This is a genomic window from Lactiplantibacillus sp. B652 (genome assembly GCF_023806745.1).
GTDB classification, from domain to species: Bacteria; Bacillota; Bacilli; order Lactobacillales; family Lactobacillaceae; genus Lactiplantibacillus; species Lactiplantibacillus pentosus.
In genome coordinates, this window is the sequence record NZ_JAMSKY010000006.1 from 99,015 (window position 1) to 122,838 (window position 23,824).

Genomic DNA, 23,824 nt, shown 5'->3' on the forward strand with positions numbered 1-23,824 from the left:
TCATCTCCCAACACTTGCCTTTTATTATACTTGAAAACAAACTAACATGGTGGGCAAAAGTAAGGTTTATGATGCTCAAGTGAGTAGATCAAAATTGCTGCAGAACTTATTCGTGCGACAATTATTGATAGGTAGCAGGGAGATGACTTAAATGACAAAACGACATACGCTGCCGATAACCTTACAATTGCTAAGTCTATTGAATACACTGATTCTCGTCTATGCATGGAGTCGCTCCTTGCTTGGACGACCACTGCCGCTGGGCAATCAGCAAATGACTTGGTGGGGACTGATTTATTGGACCAGTGCGACGATTTTATTACTAGGTGGTCCGTGGTTGGCCAACCGGTTAGCGCTGGAACCGTTCGATTACTTGCGGATGACGACCCACTTAGCAGCGGGGTGGTTAGGGTATCAGATTTTATTATTAGTCGTGCCAGTTTGGTTTCAACCAGCGAATAGTGGTCTGGTATCCGGGGTGGCGTTTGGCCTGATTGGCGGCTTGTGCATGGATATGCCCCGTAACTTGGGTTGGGGCGTCCGAATTAGTTGGACCTTCAAATCGCCAGTGGTCTGGCACAAAACTAATTGGCTCGTCGGATTATTGTTATTGTTGGCGAGTTATGGCATGGTTGCAATCGGTTGGTTGTGGCCCGTAGCTTTTCCGTGGTACTTGCTGATTAGCGTAATTGGTATTTTACTGCTGGCGGTCGGCTATGCATGGTGTTTGAATCATCAGTAGTTGCTAAATTATTGAAATTAAAAGCGTTGAGGCTGTCACGAAATAAACGTGCGCTTACCATCGCGTTATCCATCATGAGACAACGATGATGGAACTAACAAGTAGACTACGAGCACGCCAAAAAAGGCTGAGGAATCTTATCCTCAGCCTTTTGTCATGACAAATGATTAATATAATGCCCAGGCTTGCATGCCTTGTGCATGGTACAAATTAACAGCCGCGTCGATTTGTTGTTGGACAGAACCGCCGCTGATGTGAATGTTTTGGAATAACCCATAAGCGCCACTAGCGCCGTTCACCACGTGTGGTTGCCAGTTTGATTCACGATTGATGATGTGGTCCCAAGTGCTGGCAGACACACCCGTCCGTGATTGCATTTGACCTAAAACGTAGCTCTGAAGATTGCCGCCCGTGTAAGTTTCTGGGGCAGGCGTCGTCGCTGCAGGTTCACTCGTTTGAGCAGGTGCCGTTTCAACTGGCGTTGCCGGTGCAGTCACAGCTGGTGTTTCAGCAGGTTGCGCAGGCGTCGTTGCCGGTGCTTGTTGAACCGGAGCCGTTTGAACCGGCGCGGTAGTTACGGGGGCTGCTGGTGTTTGTGTTGCAGTCACTGGAGCAGTTGCGCCCGGAATCCGGAGTTGTTGGCCTGGTAAAATTAAATGGCCGTGAATGTTGTTGGCCGTTTCAATTGACTCGATCGTCGTCTTGTATTCTTGTGAAATTGCCCAGACACAGTCACCCTTCTTAACGGTGTAAGTTGCGTCGGCATTTGCAGAAAGCGTTCCGGCCATCAGTAAGCCAACCGTTGCAGCGGAAGTTGTTAAGATTGTGGTTAATAATTTTTTCAAGTTGTACGCTCCTATTTTTTGAATGTCTCAGTCTAAAATCAGTCTTTGTTGATCAACAAAAATTAGTATAGCGGCGACTTGTTACTCGTTTGTATCGGATATTTTAAGAAGCGATTGCGAGATTCTGAGAAAATTATGGCGATGAAATATTTCTGATTGGCATAGAATGCTGTTGAGACGGCTCAAATCATCGTCAATATATCCACGATTAATATAATAAATATGACAAAATTAACGATAAACTAATTTTGAAAACGGGGGATAGTTGCTAGGGTCATCTAATAATGCCGTCAAATCCGTGATAAAGCTGATAGTTTCACGATAATATCATTAATGGCAGTCGCTTAGTCAATGACTGAACCGTAATCGACACGGGGCGAGTGTCTTTGTTCACAGGTCGTGTGACAGCAAGCGCCTTAATTATTGCGGACTGTGGATAACTCGTGCTAGATTTCAATTAAGTTATCCACCCTGTGCATGACAGCGTGCGACTGTGATCTGTTTTAGGCCACAAAAAAAGCCGGGAAAAATCCCGACTTGGATGTGTGTTTGATTTAGATTAAAGGGCCCAAGCAGCCATGCCTTGTGCTTCGTATAAAGCAACGGCGGCGTTAACTTGTTCTTCAACAGAACCACTACTAATGTGCATGTTTTGGAATAACCCATAAGCACCACTAGTACTGTTGACAACGTATGGTTGCCAGTTAGATTCACGAGTGATGATGGTGTTCCAAGTTGAAGCGGAAACGCCAGTCCGTGATTCCATTTGGCTCAAGACGTAGCTCTTTAAGTTGCTACCAGTGTAGGTAGAAGTTGATGAGCTAGTTGATGAAGACGTTGAGCTCGTGGTTGCAGTCGTGTTGCTTGATGAACTAGTTGAAGTTGAGCTAGTTGATGATGAACTAGTCGTCGAAGCACTCGTGCTGTTTGAAGATGAGCTGTTCGTGTTTGATGAGCTCGTCTTGATGGTTAATTTTTGACCAGGTAAGATGTAGTGACCCTTGATGTTGTTGGTCGTTTCAACGTTATTAATAGTTGTGTTGAATTTTTGTGCGATGGCCCATACGGAATCACCGCTCTTAACGGTGTAAGTTGAGTCGGCATTAGCATTGACCACACCGGCGAAGAATAAACCAGCGGCTGCGGCTGAGGTAGTTACGATTGTACTTACAAGTTTTTTCAAATTAAGACACTCCTATAAATTTTGTGTTTATCGATTAAATTACTTACTGACAAAAATCTTAATTGCGATGTCTGTCGCAATCAACAGAACCCAGTCTAACCCCGACGTGTTACTTGTCCGTGTCGCGAATTTTAAGAACGCAATGCAAAGATTACAGAAACCACCCATTTTGTAATGTTCGTAACCGAACTGTGACCTGGTGCCAACGGTCAAAAAATGCTGAATCGGGGTCTATGACGAGCACCATCAACTAAGTTTAGGCCACCCTAAAATGAACAATGTTACGTTAAAATCGCTAAAAATTAGCCCGTAAAAAAAACGATTATTTTCGAAATAATCGGTCATTTGGGGTTGAATTAACGTTTTATCGGTGTTTTTAGGCATTATTCCGTGACTGGAAACGGGTCGGCTAAGCCGGATGCCTGCTTTTCAGATTTAGCTTGGGCGAGTTCTTGATTGACGAGTTCGCTCGCTTGCGGGTCGTTATATAGGTTCAATTTGTAATCGACTTCTTGCAAATTCTTCATGATCTTGGCTTGCTCAGCCAGAATAGCGTTGCGATGAGCTGTCAGTAATGCGCGGCGCTGTGGAATCGAATCGGGGCCGGCCATCACGTAATCGATATATTGGCGGATGTCGCTGATTGCCATACCGGTGTTCTTTAAACAAATAATCGTATGTAACAAGTGTAAGTCGCCGTCAGTGAAGGCCCGATAGCCCGACTGATTGCGACTGACGAACGGTAATAAGCCTTGTTTGTCATAGAATCGAAGCGTATAGGCACTCAATCCGACCTTTTCCGCAACTTCTTTGATGGTGTAAGTCAAAATAATTCCTCCAAGCGCTTGCCTTAGAGTGTTATCTAAGGTTTATTGTAGCTATATTAACAAGAAATCAATCAAAAAACAATCGTTAATACGAGGTGGATCAACCATGCAAAATCAATCATTAATTTTAGTTACAGGTGCCAATGGCTTTTTAGCGAGTCACATCATTAAACGATTGTTGACGGCGGGATACGCGGTGCGCGGCACGTTGCGCTCATTAGACAAGGCCGCTGGTGTGCAACAAACTTTGGCTGGAACGCCCAATTTAGATCAACTTTCCTTTGTCGCGCTCGACTTGACCCAGGAGGCTGGCTGGAATGACGCGATGCAAGGGGTCACGACTGTCATGAGTGTGGCGGCACCGGTCTTTGTGAATCAGGGGCAAGCTTCTGCCGCAGTGGCGAACGCAGCCAAGGATGGCACGTTGCGAATCATGAAAGCCGCAACGGCCGCCGGGGTCAAACGAGTCGTAATGACGGCTAATCTAGGTGCAGTCGGGTTTAGTCGTCTAGATCATCAGCGACCCGTAACCGAAGCCGATTGGACCAAAGTCGACCAGGCTGGGCTCTCATTATACGAGCAATCGAAGTTAGTTGCCGAGCAAGCTGGGTGGGACTACCAGCGGCAACATCCTGAAGGCCCGGAATTTACAACGGTCAATGCGGGCGCGATGCTCGGACCATCATTAAATGGTCACGTGACCGGGAGTTATAATTTGGTCAACCGACTTTTAACGGGTCAGGCGATGCCCAATTTGGTCGTTAATGTCGTCGACGTCCGCGATGTTGCTGATTTAGAAGTTCGGGTCATGACTGCACCGGAAGCGGCTAATCAACGCTACTTAGCGGTTGCGCCTAAGCCGGTCTCAATGGCCGCCATTCGTACTTTGATTCAACAACAACGGCCCCAATTAGCAGCCAAGCTGACTAAACATTTAGTCCCAGACTGGCTTGTTCACGGCCTGGCCCCATTTAATCGGCAACTCCGCGAAGCCAACTTGATGATGCGGCTCAACCATGACGTCAGCATCCAAAAGGCTGAGCAATTGGGCTGGCAACCACGTACAGCGGACACGGCTGTCCTAGCAGCGGTGGATACTTTGGTGAAGAACGGACTGAAATAGGGTAGCGCGCTCAACGGCTGACGGACAGCAATCCAGTTCGCGGGCACGTTTAAATCATGAGTCATGCAAGGTAATTCTATAATATGTCGTAACTGGTCTAATGGTGAAAATTACTGTTAGATCAGTTTTTTAGTGCGGTCATTCAAATTAGATTGGGCTAATTTTAGCAAAAGTATATATTTTTAAAGTAAAAGTGTTGATTTCTAAACCGAATTAGGCTAGTATTATTTCACGAGGAAAGCGTTTTCCAAACTAAATTGTGATTAGAATAGGAGGAGTTTAATGAATAAGGAGCGACAGATGCCCAAGGATTTTTTCTGGGGCAACTCAGTATCAAGTATGCAGACTGAGGGTGCTTGGGATGTGGATGGCAAGGGCCGCTCAGTCTATGATGTTCGACCAGCAACAGCGACAACTTCAGATTGGCACGATGCGATTGACGAATACCATCGTTACGAAGAAGATTTAGATTTAATGAAGGACTTACACCTGAACATGTACCGAATTCAAATCTCATGGTCGCGGGTCGTTCCGGACGGGGATGGCGCCTTCAATGAAGCTGGGATTGTTTTTTATGACCGGTTAGTTGATGCGATGCTGGCCCGGGGTATCACCCCAATGATTTGCCTGTATCATTTCGATATGCCGTTAGCATTGGCCGAAAATGAAAACGGGTTCATGTCGCGCCACACGGTTGATGCGTTCGTTCGCTTCGGTGAGAAGATGATTGAACACTTCGCAGATCGGGTCAAATATTGGATCGTCTTTAATGAACACAATCTGTATTTTACCGATGAAGTGTTCAACATTTCGGGATACACCAAGGGCGACCAGAGCGTGAACGACCTGTATCGAATCTTCCATCACACGATGTTGGCGCACGCACGCCTGGATGATTTTGTGCATCAAAACTATGACGACGTGAAAATCGGCGGCATGTTGGCATACACACCAGTTTATCCAGAAACGGCTAAACCAATTGACGTGATGGCGGCACGTAAGAGTGATGAGTTCTTGAACAATAACTTGAACGACGCCTACGTTCATGGCCACTATTCACCAGAAGTCTTGCGTTACATTGACCAACACGGAATTGACTACGACTTGCAACCAGGCGACGAAGCCATCATTGCCAAAATGAAAGCGGATTTTTTAGCTTTTAGTTATTATCGTTCCACGGTCATCAATGGGGATAAGATTCCCACGGATGCCGTCCCGAACCGCTATCTCAATTATTCATTTGAGGCTAACCGCTTTTTGAAGGCGAATGAATGGGGTTGGACCATCGACCCACTTGGCTTCCGGAACCTGATTACCAAGTTGTATGACCAATATGAAGTGCCAGTCTTTCCGATTGAAAACGGCATTGGCCTGCGGGAACACTGGGATGGCCAACATATGATCGAAGATGACGCGCGGATTGCGTACCATGCCGACCATATCAAGGCAATGAAGGATGCTATGTTGATTGATGGCGCTAAAGTACTTGGCTATCTTGGCTGGGGATTGATTGATATTCCAAGTTCACATGCTGATATTGAAAAACGCTACGGGGTCGTTTATGTCAACCGAACCAATCATGATCTAAAAGACTTAAAGCGGGTTCCTAAGAAGTCATACTATTGGCTTCAAGGGGTCCTAGCAAAAAATGGAGATGAATTGTAATGGAAAATAGTAGTAATGGTGCTGTTAGCAATTTCATTAACAACAAAGTTCTACCACCGATAATGAAGTTCGTTAACACCAAACCAGTTAAAGCCTTACAAGACGGGATGGTTTACGCGTTACCATTTATTATCATTGGGTCCGTATTCTTAATCTTATCCAATATTCCAATTCCAGCAGTCGCCGCAGTCGTTAAGGCGTCTGGTTGGGCCGCTTTCTTTAACCAAGCTTATACCGTGACGTTCGGAGTACTGTCACTCTGGGCCGCTGTCGGGATTGCTTATGTGTATGTCCGCAATGAAGGTTACGAACCATTACCAGCTGGTTTGACCTCCATGGCCGTATTCTTACTTTTGCAAACGCTTAACATTGCCAATCCACTGGTTGCTGCAATGGGTAAAGCCGGCACTGGGATTACGAATGCTGCCGGAAACGTTGTGATGTCGGGGAGTGCCGTTTCACAAAACATTGATAAGTTGCCAAAAGTCCTACAAGATTTCGTGCAAGCACCAGTTACTGGTGTCATCAACATTACTTGGCTGGGTGGCCAAGGGATGATTGCCGCCATTATCGTTGGGATTTTAGTTGGTTGGGCTTACTCAGCAATGATTCGTAAGGGTTGGAAGATTACCTTGCCAGAACAAGTTCCCGCAAGTGTTGCCAACCAATTCACTGCTATGATTCCTGCCGGCGTAATTTTAATCGTCGCAATGTTGATCTTCGCTGCTTTCAGTGCCCTTGGTAACACTGATATGCTGCAATTCATTTACAAAGTCCTACAAACGCCACTACAAGGGTTATCAGACTCACTTGGTGGGGCCTTAGTCATTGCGTTCTTAGTCCCATTCTTCTGGTTCTTTGGGGTCCATGGTGGGTTAATCATGGGTGCCATTACCAGTGGGCTATTAATTCCTAACACGTTCGACAATGCTTCATTATATAAAGCAGGTAAGTTGACCGTTGCGCAAGGTGCCCACATTGTGACCAACGAATTTTACAATAACTTCATTAACTTAACTGGTTCTGGGATTACGATTGGTCTGGTTATCTTTACGTTATTTGCTGCTAAATCAGTCCAATTCAAGACAATTGGTAAAGTTGAATTTGTTCCTGCATTGTTCAACATTAACGAACCATTCTTGTTCGGGTTACCAATCGTTATGAACCCATTCTTGGCAATTCCATTCTTCTTGACACCAGTTATTGTCGCCTTATCAACGTACTTGGTGATCTACTTTGGAATCGTACCACCACTGAATGGTTTCGCGGCACCGTGGACGACGCCAGCGATTATTTCTGGCTTCCTGATTGGTGGCTGGAAGATGGCGATTTGGCAAACGATTACGTTGGTTATGTCAACCGCAATCTACTTCCCATTTGCTAAGAAGTACGATGCTATTTTGACGAAACAAGAAGGCGAAAAGGCTGCTGCAGAAGCTGCTGCCGGCAACGCTGAAATCGAAAAGATGTAATATAGAAAGGAATTAAATGATTATGGCTGAAAAGATTATCATGTTGGCTTGTTCTGCGGGCATGTCAACCTCACTACTGGTTTCCAAGATGGAAGCAGCTGCAAAGAAGGATGGCGTGGATTACAAGATTTTTGCGACATCCGCGGCGGATATTGACCATCAATTGAGTCAAGATCCACATCCAGACGTCTTATTGTTAGGCCCACAAGTTCGTTATATGGCGAATGATGTGAAGAAGAAGACGGATAATGCCGGGATTCCGATGGACATCATCAATATGTCAGATTATGGCATGATGAATGGTGAAAACGTCTTACAGGCGGCGGAAAAGTTACTCGGCGATCGATAAACGGGTTTCAACCGGGGAAGTCGATGCAATCGTGAATCACCAACGTGTGCGGTGGTTGCTTTAACTCGATTGCGACTTGTCCGAGTGATAATCAAACACTAACCAAATCCTAGATCGTTTTGGTTGTGGGTATCACATACCTATATGTTACGAGTCCTCACTGGCGGTGCTGGTGGGGACTTTTTTTAGAGTGTGAGGTCCGAACGGGTTGGGACTGAGGATTAGCTTAGCAACGATGGTGGCTGGGTGGGCTTCCCAGTCATCATCGTTGCTAGGCTAACCGGAAGTCCCAGTTCGGCTCGAACACGTTTCGGCAATATCGCAGTAGAAGCGCGGTTTTGGCATTAGTCCTTTAGCGTAGCAAGCGCAGACTTCAGCGGCCCCGAACACGTTTTGACAGTATTGCAGTGGTGGACTTCCAGTCATCATCGTTGCTAGGCTAACCGGAAGTCCCAGTTCGGCTCGAACACGTTTCAGCCATATCGCAGTGGAAATGCGGTTTTGGCATTAGTCCTTTAGCGTAGCAAGCGCAGGCTTCAGCGGCCCCGAACACGTTTCGACAATATTGCAGTGGTGGTCTTCCCAGTCATCATCGTTGCTAGGCTAACCGGAAGTCCCAGTTCGGCTCGAACACGTTTCGGCAATATCGCAGTAGAAGCGCGGTTTGTGCATTGGACCTTTAGCGTAGCAAGCGCAGGCTTCAGCAGCCCCGAACACGTTTCGGCCATCAATCAAACAGCGATTTAAACCAAATTAATGATAAGAAACAAAACTTTTTTACAACTTTCCCTTGACCTGAAACCCGTTCGAGCAGTTAGGATAAAGGTAATCAAAGATGGTAGCTGGCCAGCACCATAATCAAATTGGGAGGGTTTATCATGAGTTTATTTTCATTCGGTAAAAAAGTTAAATTGTACGCCCCAGTTGATGGGACGCTGGTAGATTTATCAACGGTCGCGGCGGATGAGACCGGGTTTGCGGTTACGCCTGATCGTCATCATATTTTTAGTCCGATTACCGGGACGGTCAGTGCACTGATCCCTGAACAACGCGCGATTAAGTTGTCGACGGGCAAGCTGGATGTGTTACTCAAGATGGGGACGAATATGAGTGAAACACCTGCGACCTATGTGCACGAGGGCGACCAAGTGACACCGGAAACACCATTAGCTTTCGTTGACCAAGAACAGGCTAACGAGAACAACGAGGATACGACGGTGATGGTGATTGTGGATAACGCGGCTGAACATGCCAAAGGATTGAAATTATCCACAAGTGGACAAGTGAGTCATGACCAAGAAGTTGCAACCGTTGTGGCTAAGTAGCTTGAACGGGTATTTCAATCGCGCTGGACGTGGCCAACCAACCGTGTTTAGACGGCTTGTTCAGTATCGACGATCCACAGTGAACAAAGCAATATTAAATGAATAAAACCTGGTTTGAAGTGACGATGCGCTTCAAACCAGGTTTTATTTTGATTTCGGTTAATTGGCCGCAGATTTCGGGCCGCTTTGTTCCAACGCGGCAAGTTCAGCTTGATACGCGGCGTTGATTTTGTTCAGTTGTTGGTGAAAGTCTGTAATGAGCTTGTTCATCTGAATTTGATATTTTTCATCTAAGGAGAAGCCATTGCTGGTATTCTTCTGAGGTGTCGTCGTCTGATTCAAGTAGCGCTTATAATCATCATCCGGCTGAAGTTTCTCATATAAGTCCACGTTATCGAGTAAGCGGACGATGCGGTTATATTTACCAGTAAACGTCCGCCGCACGATTTGAATCCGATGGCGATAGACGTAACATCCGGCTTGAATGACTTCATCCGGTTCCGGGTAGGTCGAATTGTCAGATTCAAAATGGCGTACGACAGCCGGAACGATTTGGTTAATCGCATAGTTGATGGTCGGTGTAATCAGGGCGGTGGCAATTTTCGTTTGTTGCAACTGGTCCTGTTCAGAGTGCGCGGTAGGCGTGAACACGTCACTGGATAAAACGTCGGGATTGGTAGTCGTTAGATCGACAAATTCCCACAATAAGACGTTGAATTCAGAGTGGTTGAGTCCCGTTTCTTTGAAGACCGTCGTGACGTAATCGGTCAGACTGCCGTAGCGAATGTAGTTAACCGGTACCTTAAAGAAGACAGCCAACTTTTCCATCCGTTCAGCGTTTGCCAGCGTACGTCCTTTCTCCCAATCATTGATGGTACTTTTTCCGGCTAAACCAACGGCAGATGCTAGTTCAGCCATACTTAAATTCGCGGTTATCCGGAGTTCGTGAATCCGGTGACCGACTTGTTGTTTATTAATTTGCAACGCAAGTGCCCCCCAGTTTTGACTAACTCTAGTTTAACATAGGATATGAATCGCTTTCATGATTATTGTCGATTTCGTCACTGCGACTGGGCTGCAAGTGACGAAAAAAATCCCAGTCCAATTCAGACTGGGACGAACACGATTTTAATGATGGATTCGATTATCGATAGTCGACCGTTTGACTATAGATACTTCTGAACGATTGCCATCAAGGCCGCACTATTGTTGACGGGCCAACCATCGAGCTTGATGTCATACGGCTGACTGGTGCCTGGTGAAATGCGGCCAGGAATCGCAAGTTTTTGATGGTGGTCGTGAATGATCAGTAGAAACGAAGCCGTGTCGCAGAGAATCGTCACGTGCGCTGCCAACCAAGTTCCAAGTAATTGCGTCAGTGGCTGATTCACACGGGCCAGTCCAGGCGTTCCCTCATCAATGACGGCAGACCAGTAGCCGTCCAAGTTAAAATCATGTACTAAGGGTGTCAATTGTTGCATGTTGAAAGCCTCCCCCAAGGTTTAGTCGGATATTAAATCGAGTCGTGCACGTAAAGCAGCTGCTTACGACTGATTGCTCGGCAATGGGCCGATTGTGCTTTTTTTAGACTGACATCGTGTTCAGTCTAAAAAAGCTGACGCTGGTAGCTGCAGATGGCTGTCAATCGTTCGTGGCATCTGTGACTGACTAGACGCCAGCTACGACTGGTTGACCTGTCGTCTGTTCATCATTGCAACGCAAACGTGCACTCGTTATAATTGTTACTTTTAGCATACAAGTAAGCGCTTACTAATGCGAACATTAGCACTTATCCCGCTAGATTAATAAGGTCGCTTTACAGCAACGACTTTAGTCTGCACTCGGCGTATACTAGAAGTAACGATTGGTGAGGGAGTGACGAGTAGTGTTACATCGAATTGCAGTTTTGGCAGATATTCACGGAAATTTGACGGCGTTACAGGCGGTGCTAGCGGATGCCCGGCAGCAGGAGGCCACAGATTATTGGTTTTTGGGCGATTTGTTTTTGCCCGGCCCGGGAGCCCAACAGCTTTATCAAACATTAGCGGACGTTGCACCATCCGTCTGGCTACAGGGTAATTGGGAACAGGGGATTAACGCGATCATGACCGGCACCGGCCGTTTAGAAGAACCGTCAACGATTTATTTTGCGCGGCTGACGGAATACCTGGTCACCCATTTACAGTCGGCGCAGTATGAAGAATTGATTCAGCGACCGATTGCGACTCAGTTAACGCTAAACGGTTTGACGTTCCAATTAGCGCATAATCAGCCAGAACGTTCGACGGGCCACGACCTCTATCCAGCTGGTGAACAGACTAGTTTTGATCATTTAGCGGGGGATGCAGACGTTGCCGTTTATGGGCATACGCATCAACAAGTGATGCGCGTGAGTCAGCGGGGGCAATTGATCATCAATCCGGGCGCCACTGGACAACCGTACAGTCCGTACGCGAAGTTCATGGCGGATCAGCGGGCGAACTATGCACTGTTGACGGTCACGGATGCGGGACAAATCAGTGTGGAATTTCGCAAAGTGACTTATGACATTGAACAGGAGTTGGCGCTGGCCCGAAAACAAGACTTACCTTATCTGAAATTATATGAACATCTGCGGCATACTGGCTATACGAGCACGCATGATGAGAAATTGTTGAAGCGACTGAACGACGAGTACGGCTATCAAGCAGTCGTCCAAAAGTTTTTTGGCCCCCAGCGTGACAATCAGTAGCGAGCGTCTTCGTTAACTTCTATAATAGAATGGACAGTTGTGACAAAACGAGGAGGAATTTCATGAATTTTGCACCATCCGAGTGGTTTGGATTTAATCGCCGCGTCAAACACGATATGACGTTCACAAAAACGATCAATGGTGAGACGAGTACCAAAAAAGTATACGCCCGGTTTAATGTGTGGGCACTATTGTTCACTTGGTTCTACGCGCTGTTCAGTGTTCGTTGTCGGACGCCATTTATCGCGCTGAAAACGGCCGTGCCGTTCTTAGGAATGGTCTTACTAAACATGGTTGTTCAGTTATTTTTCACTGAACAAATCGCATTATCAATTAATCTACTAGGCGACATTTGGTATGGGTTTATGTTTGAAACTTGGTTCCGCAACCAATTGATCGCTAATGGTTACCAGGAAGTCGCTCAACAATAACCTGATTAGGCTTGGCTCGATTGTCGGGCAAACCTGCCAACTGATAAAACTGAAAAAATCGTTTCAAGAATCCAGACTGCATTTTTGAAACGATTTTTTAGTTGTATCGAAAGGTATCACGAGCTATTTTGCATGACGGTCCACTGAAGTTTCGGATTTTAGTTGCGTCTACACACAAATAATATCGTTTCTTTACAAACCTCTGTCTAAACACTTTACATTAGTTAACTATGCTTAATATTGCAGTTAGTTTTACTATAAAAAATGTGGAGTGATAATTTAGTAATGAAGCCGCGTGTTTTAACGACCTTATTCGTATGTACTGCAATTTTAACGACCACGGTGAGTCCAGCGATTGCCGCTGTGACCCCCGTGGATACGCCAAGTGAGCAAGTCGCTGTTCCGGCTGCGAACGTTACGGTGCCAACCCCGATCGTCGATTTAGGAGTGCAAAATCGGCAACTGGTAGACCATGCTGGTAAGACGCAATGGCAATTGGTGGGCCAACCGTCAGTGACCAAGACGCCAGAATTTGATGATCAAGTCTTGAATTTTGATGGCAAATCCGCGTTTTACACCACTTTCACGGATGACCAATTCCGTCAGATCCAGAGTGGTATGGCGGTTGAAGCCTACTTCAAATATGACCCAGCCGCTGATGCCGGTCACGAACATGAGATTTTCTCGAGCCAACAAGGTGGTGGCCTCGGCCTCGGCGTTGAAAATAATCAAGTGGTTTTCTATGCCCATGATGGTGCCGGCTACAAAACGCCTAAAGGGCTGCTGCATAAGGGCCAGTGGGTGCATGCGGTCGGTGTGATTGATAAAAATAAGACGGCGAGTCTGTATCTTGATGGCAAATTGGTGCAACAAGTGGCCATGCCGGGTGATTTGAAGCTGGCACAAAATACCAAGGATTTCGTCCTAGGTGGCGATGCCGCACCTGGCTCACACGTGCAGTCGATGATGACGGGGCAAATCAAGCAGGCCCGGTTGTATGACCAAGTACTCACTCCTGAACAAGTCAGCCAATTGAACGATCAAGCGCAACAGGGCAAGCATGCAGTAGCGCCCGTTGAACAGTCAGTAGCGACGCGTTTAGTGGGAGCGAAGCGCATTGCAACTGGCCATACTTATGGGCTGAATGTACACGCCCGGCAACTAAAGGCAGCGCCAGCGCAACCGTTGACCATCGATGTGGTTTATGATGCCAACAAGTTCGATTATGTCGGTGCTGAACGACTATTGCAAGGCAATCAGACGCAGGTACAACTCGTTCAGCCGGGACGGGTCCGCGTGACGACGACCGCTAATTTGTCGACGGCTGATTTCAAGAAATACGCCCAGACTCGACTGGCGCACCTCAATTTAAAGGCCAAAACAGCGGGTGAGACGCAAATTCAATTGGAACAAACCACCAAAAACACGACGGTTCAATTAGGACCCGCGCAATCCGTTGAAATTCAGGGAAAATACGCCCTCGATTACAATGGTGACGGTATTATTGGGGTTGGCGACGTGGCCTTAGCTTCCGCAACTGACCAAGTCGCTGCCGCCAAACAGGCTGAAATCAAGCCGTATAAACACGTGGTCGTTTTGACGACGGACGGTGGTGGTAACCCCTGGGATCCAAAGGGGATGTACTATGCGCAAGGGACCAAAACACCCGCATGGACGACTGACCCGGTCATTATGAAGAAGCGTCGCAACACGTACACGATGGATTTATTCAATAAACAGTTTGCGATGAGCACCTCTGCGCGGGCAGTTTCGCCAGCAATTTCAGCTCAAAACTACATTTCTATGCTGCATGGACGGCCATGGGACACGTTACCTAAGGAATACCAAGGCACTAACGGGTCAATGGGACAAGAATACTTTGCTGATTTTGATAAACCACAAGCGTTGTTCCCGTCCGTCTTCAAGATGCTTCAAGCTGAGAACCCAACTCGTGGCGCCGCGGCCTTTTCAGAGTGGGGCCCAATCGTGAACAGTATTGTTGAACCAGATGCAGCTGTGATGACCAAGCAGTCCGCTTCGTTGAAATCCTTTGACGATGTCGCCAACTACATCGGCTCATCTGAGTTTAAGAACACTGGTCTAGTGTACATGCAAAGTGATTACATGGATGGTCAGGGCCATAGTCGTGGCTGGTATAACGATAATTATTGGGATAAGTACGCGCAATATGACGGCTTATTCAAGCGCGTCATGGACAAGCTAGAAGCAACCGGGCACATCCATGATACGTTAGTGATTGCTAACGCGGACCACGGTGGCGCCGGGACCAACCATGGTGGCTGGGATGAATATAACCGTAGCATCTTCATAGCCCTCGGTGGCGAAACGGTGGATAGCGGGCGCCGACTACACGGCGGTAGCAACGCGGATGTAAGTGCGCTGATTTTAAACGCCTTGCAAGTACCACAAGCCCCACAAATGTTCGACAGTCAGGTCTTTGACACGTCAGCCTTCCTCAAGCAAACGGAGCTGACGAAGAAACACCGCGCGGTTGAAACACTGAAATTGAGTCGCAACGACCACGAAGCACAAGTTCAAGTGACGAATGCTCAGAAGCGGCAATTAACCGCGTTTGACTTACAGTTTGATCTCGCCGGCCGTGACGTTGCGGACGTTCAGGTCCCAACGGGTGTCAAAATTTTACGCCGAACGGTGGCTAACGGACAATTACGTTTGACCGTCAGTGCGAGTCAACCCGTGACGAATCTGGTAACGATCAAGTTAGCGCCAAGCAAGGCCAAAGCAGCCAAGACGATCATGTTAAGCCAAGCGATGGCGGCAACCGCCGATGGCACGGAAGTCTTAGTCGACCTTGACAACGATAATCCGTTAACGACGCCAGCTAAACCGGATGAAAACGGGTCAAGTACGACCAAACCAGATGGTAACGGCAATACCGTGGTTAAACCGGATGGCAATGAGTCAAGTACAGACAAACCAGATGGTAACGGCAATACTGTAGTTAAACCGGACGAAAATGGTTCAAGCACTACTAAACCAGATGGCAACGGTAATACTGTAGTTAAACCGGACGAAAATGGTTCAAGCACTACTAAACCAGATGGCAACGGTAATACTGAAGTTAAACCGGATGAAAATAGTTCAAGCACCACTAAACCGGATGGCAACGGTAATGTTGCAGTTAAACCGGATGAAAATAGTTCAAGTACTGAGAAACCAGATGGCAACGGTAATACTGTAGTTAAACCAGATGAAAATGGTTCAAGTACCGAGAAACCAGATGGCAACGATAATGTTGCAGTTAAACCGGACGAAAATGGTTCAAGCACCACTAAACCAAATGGCAACGGTAATACTGTAGTTAAACCAGATGAAAATGGGCCAAGTACCACAAAACCAGGTGGTAGCGGCAATGTTAAGCCAGATGACAACAAGTCAAATGCCGCTAAACCCGATGGTAACGCCAATACGCCGGCTAAACCTGGCAAAGGTGGAGATGGCACGTCAACGGCCAGCACCAATGGGACGACCTTACCTGAAACGAATACTGCGACTAATGGCGCACATTCGACCACGAAGCCCCATCATGGTAGCTGGTTACCACAAACCGGTGAAGCGATTCAACGTTGGTTGGCGGTCGCAGGGAGTCTCTTATTGATGATTACTGGTGGCTTAGCCGTATGGTGGCGGAAGCGTCACGCCTAGCGTAGATTAACAATGCCACAGTGATTTAAATAGCACCATGTCGACGAGGGCAGTTCTGAAAAACGAGAGTTCGTTTCAGAACTGCCCTTTTGTACACAAGCTAGTTAAGTAGTAGGCGGACTAAACGCCTGATTGCTAGCTATCGGAACGGGTCATGTGACTGACTAGGGGGAGACACACTCGCAAGACTATTTGATGGTGCTTACGTGTCTCGAATTATAAAGATTGTTAGTATTTTAGTTAGATTTCGTGGCAATAGACTAACTAACGTGCTATGCTAAGTTCCAATTAAATTGACGCATTAGGGTGTTGCCGGAGCGTAATCTCTGGTAAACTTAATGACCAATAGTCACAGTTTAAGTCTTGTTACATCACAAGACTATTGGCGCACATGACAGTGAAGTAAGGTAGGGTGAATTAGCGTGAGTTACTTAGAATTAAAGGATATTCACAAAGCCTATTATTTAGGTAAACAAGCCTTCCCAGTTTTGAATGGGATTAATTTAACTTTCGAACGTGGCGAGTTCGTGGCAATTTTAGGTGAATCTGGTGGCGGGAAGTCAACGCTGATGAACATCATCGGTGGGCTGGACCGGCAATTTGAAGGCCAAGTCTTGCTTCAAGGAACCGCATTGGACCATCACCAAGAGAAACAAATGGACCAGTATCGCCGAGAAACCATCGGCTATATTTATCAATCCTATAACTTGATCAATCACTTATCGGTTCTAGACAACGTTTTGATTTCATTGGATATGACCAAGCTCAATCGTTCTGCGCGTGAGCAACGCGCCAAGGAATTGTTGGCGAAGGTCGGATTAACTGATCAAATCAAAAAGTATCCGAACCAGTTGTCTGGTGGGCAGAAGCAACGGGTCGCAATTGCTCGGGCACTCGCTAGTGATCCGCAAATCATTATTGCGGATGAACCGACTGGGGCGCTGGATTCTGAAAATACGGCGGATGTGCTGAAATTGTTGGACCAAATTGCTGAAGAGGGCCGGTTAGTGATTTGCGTGACCCACTCTGAGGATGTTGCCAACGCCGGGACGCGCATCGTTCGATTAGCGGATGGCCAGATTACATCGGATGACCGGATCAAAGCCGCCTATCCAGTTGATGAAAATCGGCAACAAATTCCTGCGCGCAAGTTGCCATGGTACGTACCGATGAGTACGGCGTTTAAGCACTTACGCTACACCTGGACTTGGAACCTAATCATTATTATTGGGACGGCCATCGGGCTATTTGCGGTGATGCTATTCAACGGCCTAGGCAACGGGCTCAAAGGCTATATCAACCAAGAAATCAATGATATGGTTAATCCGCGGGTCGTGACGGTCAGTCGGTATCAGAAGACGAGCCAAAACCAACGTGGTGGCGGCGCCCAAGCTAATAATCAGCAGGCCGCCGCAATGGGGGTCAGTTCGACGACCACTAGTCAACCGACCTTTAGTAGCACACAATTAGCACAGTTGAAGAAGGTTAAACACGTTCAGACGGTTCAACCAATTATTAGTGCAAGCAACGCGACGCTGTCAATTGGATCAAAAGACTATACGGCATCTACGCTGACAACTTGGACGGCTTCCAACCGGAAATCCATTATTAAAGCGGGTCATACGGCTGGTAAGAATGAAATTGTCGTTGATAAAGACACGGTTGCCAAGAAGTGGTCGTCTAAGAATTGGAAGGACTTAGTTGGTAAGAAAGTTACCGTCTCCTTCCAGACGACCAATGCCAGTGGCAAGTCAGTAACCGTCAAGCAACAGTTAACCGTTGCGGGAATCACTGAAAGCACGACTGGTGGTGCGGTCAATGCGGTTTCGTACGCTACCATGAAGGCGATGCGTTCGTCGAAAGATTTGAGCACGAAACCGACTTCTGTCGCGGTTAAAGTCGATTCTCGAAATCACAATGACGCGGTCACGAAGCAAATCAACAAGCTCAAAACTGACGGTAAGCGAACTTATCGGGCCACGAGTATTGCCAGCATGCTAGACACCGTCAACACGTACGTCAACTTAGCGACGACCATTTTGGCTGCGATTGCGGGTATCTCATTACTCGTTTCAGCGTTGATGATCATCGTGACGATGTTCATGTCCGTTAGTGCCCGTAAAAAGGAAATTGGAATTTTACGTGCACTCGGTGAAAGTCGGGGCGATATCCGCCGCTTGTTCACGAGCGAATCGCTCATTATTGGGGTCATCAGTGCATTGCTCGCCACGGGGATTGCCTATGGTGTCAGAGCCGCGCTGAATAAAGTCCTCTATCAAATCGCCAGTTACAATATGATAGAAATTCATCTCGGCAATGTTGTTTCGACCTTTATCATCGCCCTAGTAATCGCGCTATTAGCGGCAATTCTACCGGCATGGCGCGCTGCTCGCTTGAATCCAATCGATGCGTTAGCCGCAGATTAGTGCTTAATGCTGACTGGGTAAGAATGTGACAAACTTGGTCGCAATATGAAACGATGCTAATGTGTCAGGGCGTATGATTGCTGGTATGGCCTGTCAACCCAGCACAGTTTCCAAGATGCACCTTGATTAGCTCATTATTTGAAGATAACCATCAAAATTAACGTTGATCTGCTAGTCAGCAGTCAACCAGAAGACGTCCGCCATTGCGGGCTAAGCACCTGCTTAGTCCCATTGGTGGGCGTTTTTTTCGTGGTGCGGGTGTTTGATTGTGGACTGACTAGTAACTATTTACTTTTCAGTTGGGTGCAGCTTTTACTTTACATATGTCGATTTTGACATATAATGAAGTCAACAATAAAAGAGTGGGTGATGGGATGCACTATGGGATTTTAGCGATAACCTTTTTGAGCGTTAATTTGGACTTCTTCTTTATGTTGGTGTTCTTACTCAAAAAGTACCGGTTATCACAGGTTATTTGGGGTTATTTCCTGGGAAATATGATTTTACTGACAGCGAGTTTTTTTATCGGTCGGACGTTAACGTTGTTCTTGCCGGAATGGTTGCTCGGTGTGTTGGGGATTTTGCCAATCTGGCTAGCGTTCCATGACGATGATGACGAGCAAGCGGACCGTTCTGGTCGATCGCCAGTGTTGAACGTGCTGGTAACGTATTTGGCGGTATGTGCGGGCTGTAATTTATCGATTTTCTTGCCGGTCCTCGTTGGCGAGAGCATGGCGCATTTCTTGATGACGTTAGTTTTTATTGGCGTGTTAACGGTGCTAGTGGTGATTATTATTAAACAAGTGGCGACATTGCCAGTCGTTCAACGAGTGATCACGGCACACGGTGAACGGTTAATGAAGATTTGTTATGTGTTGATTGGCTGCTACGTCTTCTGGGATAGTGGCCTAATTAGTCACTTGTTGGCACTGTGGTGATAACTGGGAACGGAGGCCCACGGATGGAAGTTAGTGATCAACTATTAGTCGAAGCCGCTAAAATCTATAAGGTACTCGGCAATGTGAATCGAATCAAAATATTGCGCTTTTTAGAACGGCACGAAGCGGATGTGACGGCCATCGTGAGTCACGTGCAACTGCCGCAACCACAAGTTTCTCACCAATTAGCGATTTTATTTCAGTATCAATTGGTGTCTAAGACTAAGCGCGGCAAGCACGTTTACTATTGCTTAGATGACCCCCATATTTTAGAAATGGTGGATGCCATGATTGGGCACGTGGCGCATGAAATCAAGCATGAGCCCCATCATGATTAGCGGAGGATAATGTGAAAGTTAAATTAACGAAACGGCAACTGATTGTCGGCGCTGCGCTACTCGCACTGCTACTGATTGGGCTATTAGTCTATCGCTATCATGGTACCTGGGAGCTCGTTCAACACCGGGTCTTCAACCAAGATGCGCTAGTCGCACAAGTGCGGCGACATCGCGCCGTAGACATTGGGTTGGTCGTACCCTTATTGATTTGTTTTTCAATTATTCCGGGCGCACCCGTTGCGACGATCAGTGTCGTCGCCGGAATTTGTTTTGGCAAAGGACTCGGTGCTGTCCTGAATATTATCGGGATTACGCTGGGAAATTTGATTGCACAGCGATTCTTCGGCCGGGTGACTGCTCATCGGACGCAAAAATCGTCAAAACTCGTGACCGCGATCGGTAATATGCGCCATCCGCTACTCGGCATCATTATCGGCTACACCGTGCCGTTTATTCCGACTTCATTGGTGAGCTTGGCTGCTGTCGAAACAGCGGTGACACGACGACAATTGGCGTGGGCGACGCTAGTAGGGAGTATGCCGACCGCCATTATTTATGCCTGGGGTGGCGATGAATTAATCAAGGCTCATTTTAAAAACGCCGCGCTCGTGATTGGCATTGTCATTTTATTAGTGGGCTTACTATGGCTGATACACCATGACCGCCGGCGCGCGCCAGTATCGGATGAAGAAGTGTAGTTAAGTGCTGACATCCGGCAGCAATCGCTAATGGCCAGCTGCACCACCAACTGCAGGTGATGGGCCGTTTTGCCAGCTGCAACGGACAAGCAACACCACAATCGAATCGATTCAAATAAGCGTTTCAAGAATGGTAGGTTCATTCCTGAAACGCTTATTTGCGTGCTAATGACAATTATTATGAGGCAACTGGTTGTGATGGCTTGAGTTGACTCATTTGTTGTGGTGTTAGTTGAATCGTTTTAAGGGGCTCGAAGTGTTCAGAGAGTTCTGAACTAGGGTCTGCTTGAAAAATGTCGACGGTCGCGTCCGCTAAGTTCAGCCGATAAACGCGCCGGTCGTGCGGACTGTCAACAAAGATGGTGGTAGAAGTGAAGGGCCGCCAAGTAAATTGGGCTGCTGGTAATAGATGCAATTGTTCTAAATCTGCGTAGGTCTCGTTAGGTGTCATGATCAAATACCCCCTTCACCATCTATTATAGTAGGTTAAGGCTAATAGTCAAATAAAGTTATGCTATCCTAAAAATTGAATCTGTAAAATAAAAGCGACCCACACAGATGTGAGTCGCCGCTTTTGTCAGCAAATAATGCTGTATTTTTAAAGAACTGATTCAATGTTCTGAATTAGCAACACTGGTTGGATTAACGAATGACCAGTACCGAAACGGGGGCGTATTTGGCCATATAAGCAGCTTGGCTCCCAAAGTGCTTGGCAATGCCCTTCTTCGCTAATGAACCAATGATGAGTAAATCAGGTTGAACGTGTGGAATGACTTCCTTAACGATCGTCTCACCAGGTTCACCTTCCGCAATCATTGAGCGAACCTTGGTCACACCAGCTTCTTGAGCTTGTTGCTGGTATTTTAAGATGTGTTGCTCTAATTCCTTGCGTTCGCCGTGCACGTAATCTTTGCTTAAGGCTTGGTAGACGTTCATTTCGTCGTTTTCCAGAATCGAAATGATGACTAGTTCAGCATCATCTTGTTTAGCCTGATGAATCGCATAGTCGAAGGCGAGTAGGGCGTCAGCCGAATCATCGACACCGACTAAGATTCGTTTGAATTTGGTTGCCATTATTTGTCAGCCTCCTTAGCCGCTGCGGCGAGTTGTTGTGCGACGTAACGCTTGTTGCCGCGTTGTAAGTCGAAGATCGTCCATGCAAGTAGCGCTAAGATGGCAACGATTAAGACGTAAGCTAAAATCTTAGAGAAGGTTTGTTCGCCGGCAGATGGATTGTCACCGAAGAAGCCCAGAATTGAATCCGGTAACCCTAATAGGTTCAAGAAGGTTAAACCGATAACTGATAACCAGCCAAATCCTTTGATCCAGAGCGAGTTCTTGAAACGTTTGCCCATTTCAGCCGCACTGTCGGTCATCATGAGTAATGGCAGCATGGAGAATGGTAAGGCAAAGGCCAGGAACACTTGCGAATTATTCATCAGATTATTCAGCGCGGTATGTTCATCAATCGCACTCTTACCGCTAGTCAACAGCACGCAAATCAGCACTGGAATCACAGAAATCAACCGAGTAACTAACCGCCGTAACCAGAGTGGCATCCGCATGTGAACGAAACCTTCCATAATCACTTGCCCAGTCAACGTCCCAGTAATCGTGGAGTTTTGACCAGAAGCAAGTAACGCGATTGCAAACAAGGCTGATAAGGCCCCAGACTTAGCAACACTAATCAAAATCCCATTGCTGAGCATTGAGGTGTTCGATAGCGCTTCGTAAAGCCCGAAGAATGAAGGATCCTTAACGGCACCACTCTTGAAAACGGCAACCCCCATGATTAGTAGGAGTGAGTTAACGATGAAAGCGAAGGATAATTGAATGTTGGAATCCCAAGCGGCAAACTTAACCGTCCGAGCAACATCTTCTTCATCATTGTGATCAATCTTCCGCGTTTGTGAAATGGCAGAGTGCAAGTACAGGTTATGCGGCATAACGGTCGCCCCGATAATCCCAAGAGCACCAGATAGTGGCGTCATCCCGTTAACCGTCCGGCCAGTCGAGAAGGTGTCAGCAGTTGGAACTAAGCCCTTGATGACACCGCCCCAGTCTGGGTTGGATAAAGCGACTTGATAGACGAAAACGAATAAAATGACGAGAATCAAGCAAACAACGATGGCTTCGATCTTTCGGAAACCGATTTTGGTCAATAATAGCAAAACTAAAACGTCTAAGACGGTAATAAATACCGCGATAACTAATGGAATATTGAATAATAAATACAGGGCGATAGCGGCACCGATAACTTCCGCAATATCAGTTGCCATAATCGCTAATTCAGTTAAGATCCACAAAACGATTCCGAGTGACCGACTCGTCCGGGCACGAATAGCTTGGGCCAGGTCCATCTGACTCACGATACCAAGTTTAGCTGCCATGTATTGAAGCAACATCGCAATCAAACTTGAAATCAAGATGACAGACATCAACATGTATTGGTAGTTTTGACCACCAGTGATTGAAGTGGACCAATTACCGGGATCCATATAACCAACTGCGACTAAGGCACCAGGACCAGAGTAGGCAAACAAGGTTTTCCAGAAACTCAGATTCTTAGGAACCTCGATTGTCCCGTTGATTTCCTCTAGTGAGGGGCCGTTCGCATATTCAATCAGTTTATGCTTCCGGTTTGGGGTGTTCGTCTTTTCGCTCAATTAAAAGACCACCTTTCTATTTGTATAAATCTTTGAGCCGTTGTCATTGTACAATAAATAAAAGTAAATGGAAATACTTTTTTAGGTGCACCTACAAAAATATCAAACCGTTTTAATTCGAATGGTAACAACGGTTAACTATTATTTTAATGGCATCAAAGGCCGACTGATTGGTGATGAAAGCGGTTCACAATTCGACACCGATTTAGTGTCATATTCGGCCATAGAAAAATTTTAGTGGAAGACGATATTGAAAAATCCGCTATGGAAACGCTATGGTCCGTTTGTTAAGTGGCGATTCACCTCTTCAAGTCGGGCAGTTACGGCCGATATTAATTTAAACGTGACTGGTCATAAAGCCCGGCCTTATCAGGATGC

Annotated in this window: 21 protein-coding genes; 13 read left to right on the plus strand and 8 right to left on the minus strand. The window is 46.7% G+C overall.

Annotated elements, in window-relative coordinates; all coding sequences use genetic code 11:
* The first annotated feature begins 151 nt into the window (after positions 1-151).
* Positions 152-742: an SdpI family protein gene (locus tag MZO40_RS08965; protein WP_225367231.1), complete on the plus strand. Its 591-nt coding sequence runs from the start codon at positions 152-154 to the stop codon at positions 740-742.
* 167 nt (positions 743-909) lie between these two features.
* Here MZO40_RS08965 and MZO40_RS08970 read toward each other — a convergent pair whose 3' ends face one another.
* From MZO40_RS08970 to MZO40_RS08980, 3 genes are all read right to left on the minus strand, one after another.
* Positions 910-1,587 (minus strand): LysM peptidoglycan-binding domain-containing protein, encoded by a 678-nt coding sequence (locus MZO40_RS08970; RefSeq protein WP_120769213.1) that lies wholly within the window; start codon positions 1,585-1,587, stop codon positions 910-912.
* Positions 1,588-2,146: 559 nt separating this feature from the next.
* A complete protein-coding gene (locus tag MZO40_RS08975) occupies positions 2,147-2,770 on the minus strand; it encodes a LysM peptidoglycan-binding domain-containing protein (protein WP_050340131.1) in 624 nt (207 codons plus the stop codon).
* Positions 2,771-3,153: 383 nt separating this feature from the next.
* A complete protein-coding gene (locus MZO40_RS08980; RefSeq protein WP_088770745.1) occupies positions 3,154-3,597 on the minus strand; it encodes a MerR family transcriptional regulator in 444 nt (147 codons plus the stop codon).
* A gap of 106 nt (positions 3,598-3,703) precedes the next feature.
* Between MZO40_RS08980 and MZO40_RS08985 the strand changes: the two genes are divergently transcribed.
* The 5 genes from MZO40_RS08985 to MZO40_RS09005 all read left to right on the plus strand — a co-directional run bounded on the left by MZO40_RS08985 (position 3,704) and on the right by MZO40_RS09005 (position 9,531).
* Positions 3,704-4,720, plus strand: a complete 1,017-nt coding sequence (locus MZO40_RS08985) for an NAD-dependent epimerase/dehydratase family protein (RefSeq protein ID WP_105961545.1) — start codon at positions 3,704-3,706, stop codon at positions 4,718-4,720.
* A 282-nt stretch (positions 4,721-5,002) separates the two neighbouring features.
* Positions 5,003-6,385: a glycoside hydrolase family 1 protein gene (locus tag MZO40_RS08990; protein ID WP_122217822.1), complete on the plus strand. Its 1,383-nt coding sequence runs from the start codon at positions 5,003-5,005 to the stop codon at positions 6,383-6,385.
* Positions 6,385-7,857: a PTS sugar transporter subunit IIC gene (locus MZO40_RS08995; protein WP_088770747.1), complete on the plus strand. Its 1,473-nt coding sequence runs from the start codon at positions 6,385-6,387 to the stop codon at positions 7,855-7,857. The genes MZO40_RS08990 and MZO40_RS08995 overlap by 1 nt, the downstream gene beginning before the upstream one ends.
* A gap of 22 nt (positions 7,858-7,879) precedes the next feature.
* Complete coding sequence (locus MZO40_RS09000; protein WP_003639677.1) at positions 7,880-8,206, plus strand: PTS sugar transporter subunit IIB; 327 nt, start codon at positions 7,880-7,882, stop codon at positions 8,204-8,206.
* Between the two features lie 878 nt (positions 8,207-9,084).
* Positions 9,085-9,531, plus strand: a complete 447-nt coding sequence (locus MZO40_RS09005) for a PTS glucose transporter subunit IIA (protein WP_088770748.1) — start codon at positions 9,085-9,087, stop codon at positions 9,529-9,531.
* 159 nt (positions 9,532-9,690) lie between these two features.
* Here the strand turns inward: MZO40_RS09005 and MZO40_RS09010 are convergent, their stop codons facing one another.
* Both MZO40_RS09010 and MZO40_RS09015 read right to left on the minus strand, forming a co-directional pair.
* Complete coding sequence (locus MZO40_RS09010) at positions 9,691-10,515, minus strand: helix-turn-helix domain-containing protein (protein ID WP_105919645.1); 825 nt, start codon at positions 10,513-10,515, stop codon at positions 9,691-9,693.
* Between the two features lie 182 nt (positions 10,516-10,697).
* A complete protein-coding gene (locus tag MZO40_RS09015) occupies positions 10,698-11,012 on the minus strand; it encodes a hypothetical protein (RefSeq protein ID WP_050340138.1) in 315 nt (104 codons plus the stop codon).
* 404 nt (positions 11,013-11,416) lie between these two features.
* On the opposite strand from MZO40_RS09015, the gene MZO40_RS09020 reads away from it, so the two are divergent.
* The 7 genes from MZO40_RS09020 (at position 11,417) to MZO40_RS09050 (ending at position 20,780) form a co-directional block, all read left to right on the plus strand.
* Positions 11,417-12,262, plus strand: a complete 846-nt coding sequence (locus tag MZO40_RS09020) for a metallophosphoesterase (protein ID WP_105961548.1) — start codon at positions 11,417-11,419, stop codon at positions 12,260-12,262.
* Between the two features lie 62 nt (positions 12,263-12,324).
* Positions 12,325-12,693 carry a hypothetical protein gene (locus MZO40_RS09025; RefSeq protein WP_050340140.1) on the plus strand — a complete coding sequence of 123 codons (369 nt, stop codon included), beginning with the start codon at positions 12,325-12,327 and terminating at the stop codon, positions 12,691-12,693.
* A 285-nt stretch (positions 12,694-12,978) separates the two neighbouring features.
* Positions 12,979-16,380 (plus strand): LamG-like jellyroll fold domain-containing protein, encoded by a 3,402-nt coding sequence (locus MZO40_RS09030; protein ID WP_252133234.1) that lies wholly within the window; start codon positions 12,979-12,981, stop codon positions 16,378-16,380.
* A gap of 422 nt (positions 16,381-16,802) precedes the next feature.
* Positions 16,803-18,806 (plus strand): ABC transporter ATP-binding protein/permease, encoded by a 2,004-nt coding sequence (locus tag MZO40_RS09035; RefSeq protein WP_252133235.1) that lies wholly within the window; start codon positions 16,803-16,805, stop codon positions 18,804-18,806.
* 374 nt (positions 18,807-19,180) lie between these two features.
* Positions 19,181-19,744 (plus strand): cadmium resistance transporter, encoded by a 564-nt coding sequence (locus MZO40_RS09040; protein WP_050340143.1) that lies wholly within the window; start codon positions 19,181-19,183, stop codon positions 19,742-19,744.
* Between the two features lie 23 nt (positions 19,745-19,767).
* A complete protein-coding gene (locus tag MZO40_RS09045) occupies positions 19,768-20,082 on the plus strand; it encodes a helix-turn-helix transcriptional regulator (protein ID WP_050340144.1) in 315 nt (104 codons plus the stop codon).
* Positions 20,083-20,093: 11 nt separating this feature from the next.
* A complete protein-coding gene (locus MZO40_RS09050) occupies positions 20,094-20,780 on the plus strand; it encodes a TVP38/TMEM64 family protein (protein ID WP_050340145.1) in 687 nt (228 codons plus the stop codon).
* A 178-nt stretch (positions 20,781-20,958) separates the two neighbouring features.
* On the opposite strand, the gene MZO40_RS09055 is transcribed toward MZO40_RS09050, so the two are convergent.
* The 3 genes from MZO40_RS09055 to MZO40_RS09065 form a co-directional block, all read right to left on the minus strand.
* Positions 20,959-21,231, minus strand: coding sequence for a hypothetical protein (locus MZO40_RS09055; protein ID WP_105961551.1), 273 nt, complete (start codon positions 21,229-21,231; stop codon positions 20,959-20,961).
* 191 nt (positions 21,232-21,422) lie between these two features.
* Positions 21,423-21,854 (minus strand): universal stress protein, encoded by a 432-nt coding sequence (locus MZO40_RS09060; RefSeq protein ID WP_050340147.1) that lies wholly within the window; start codon positions 21,852-21,854, stop codon positions 21,423-21,425.
* Positions 21,854-23,446, minus strand: coding sequence for an Nramp family divalent metal transporter (locus tag MZO40_RS09065; protein WP_003639664.1), 1,593 nt, complete (start codon positions 23,444-23,446; stop codon positions 21,854-21,856). The genes MZO40_RS09060 and MZO40_RS09065 overlap by 1 nt, the downstream gene beginning before the upstream one ends.
* Positions 23,447-23,824 lie beyond the last annotated feature (378 nt).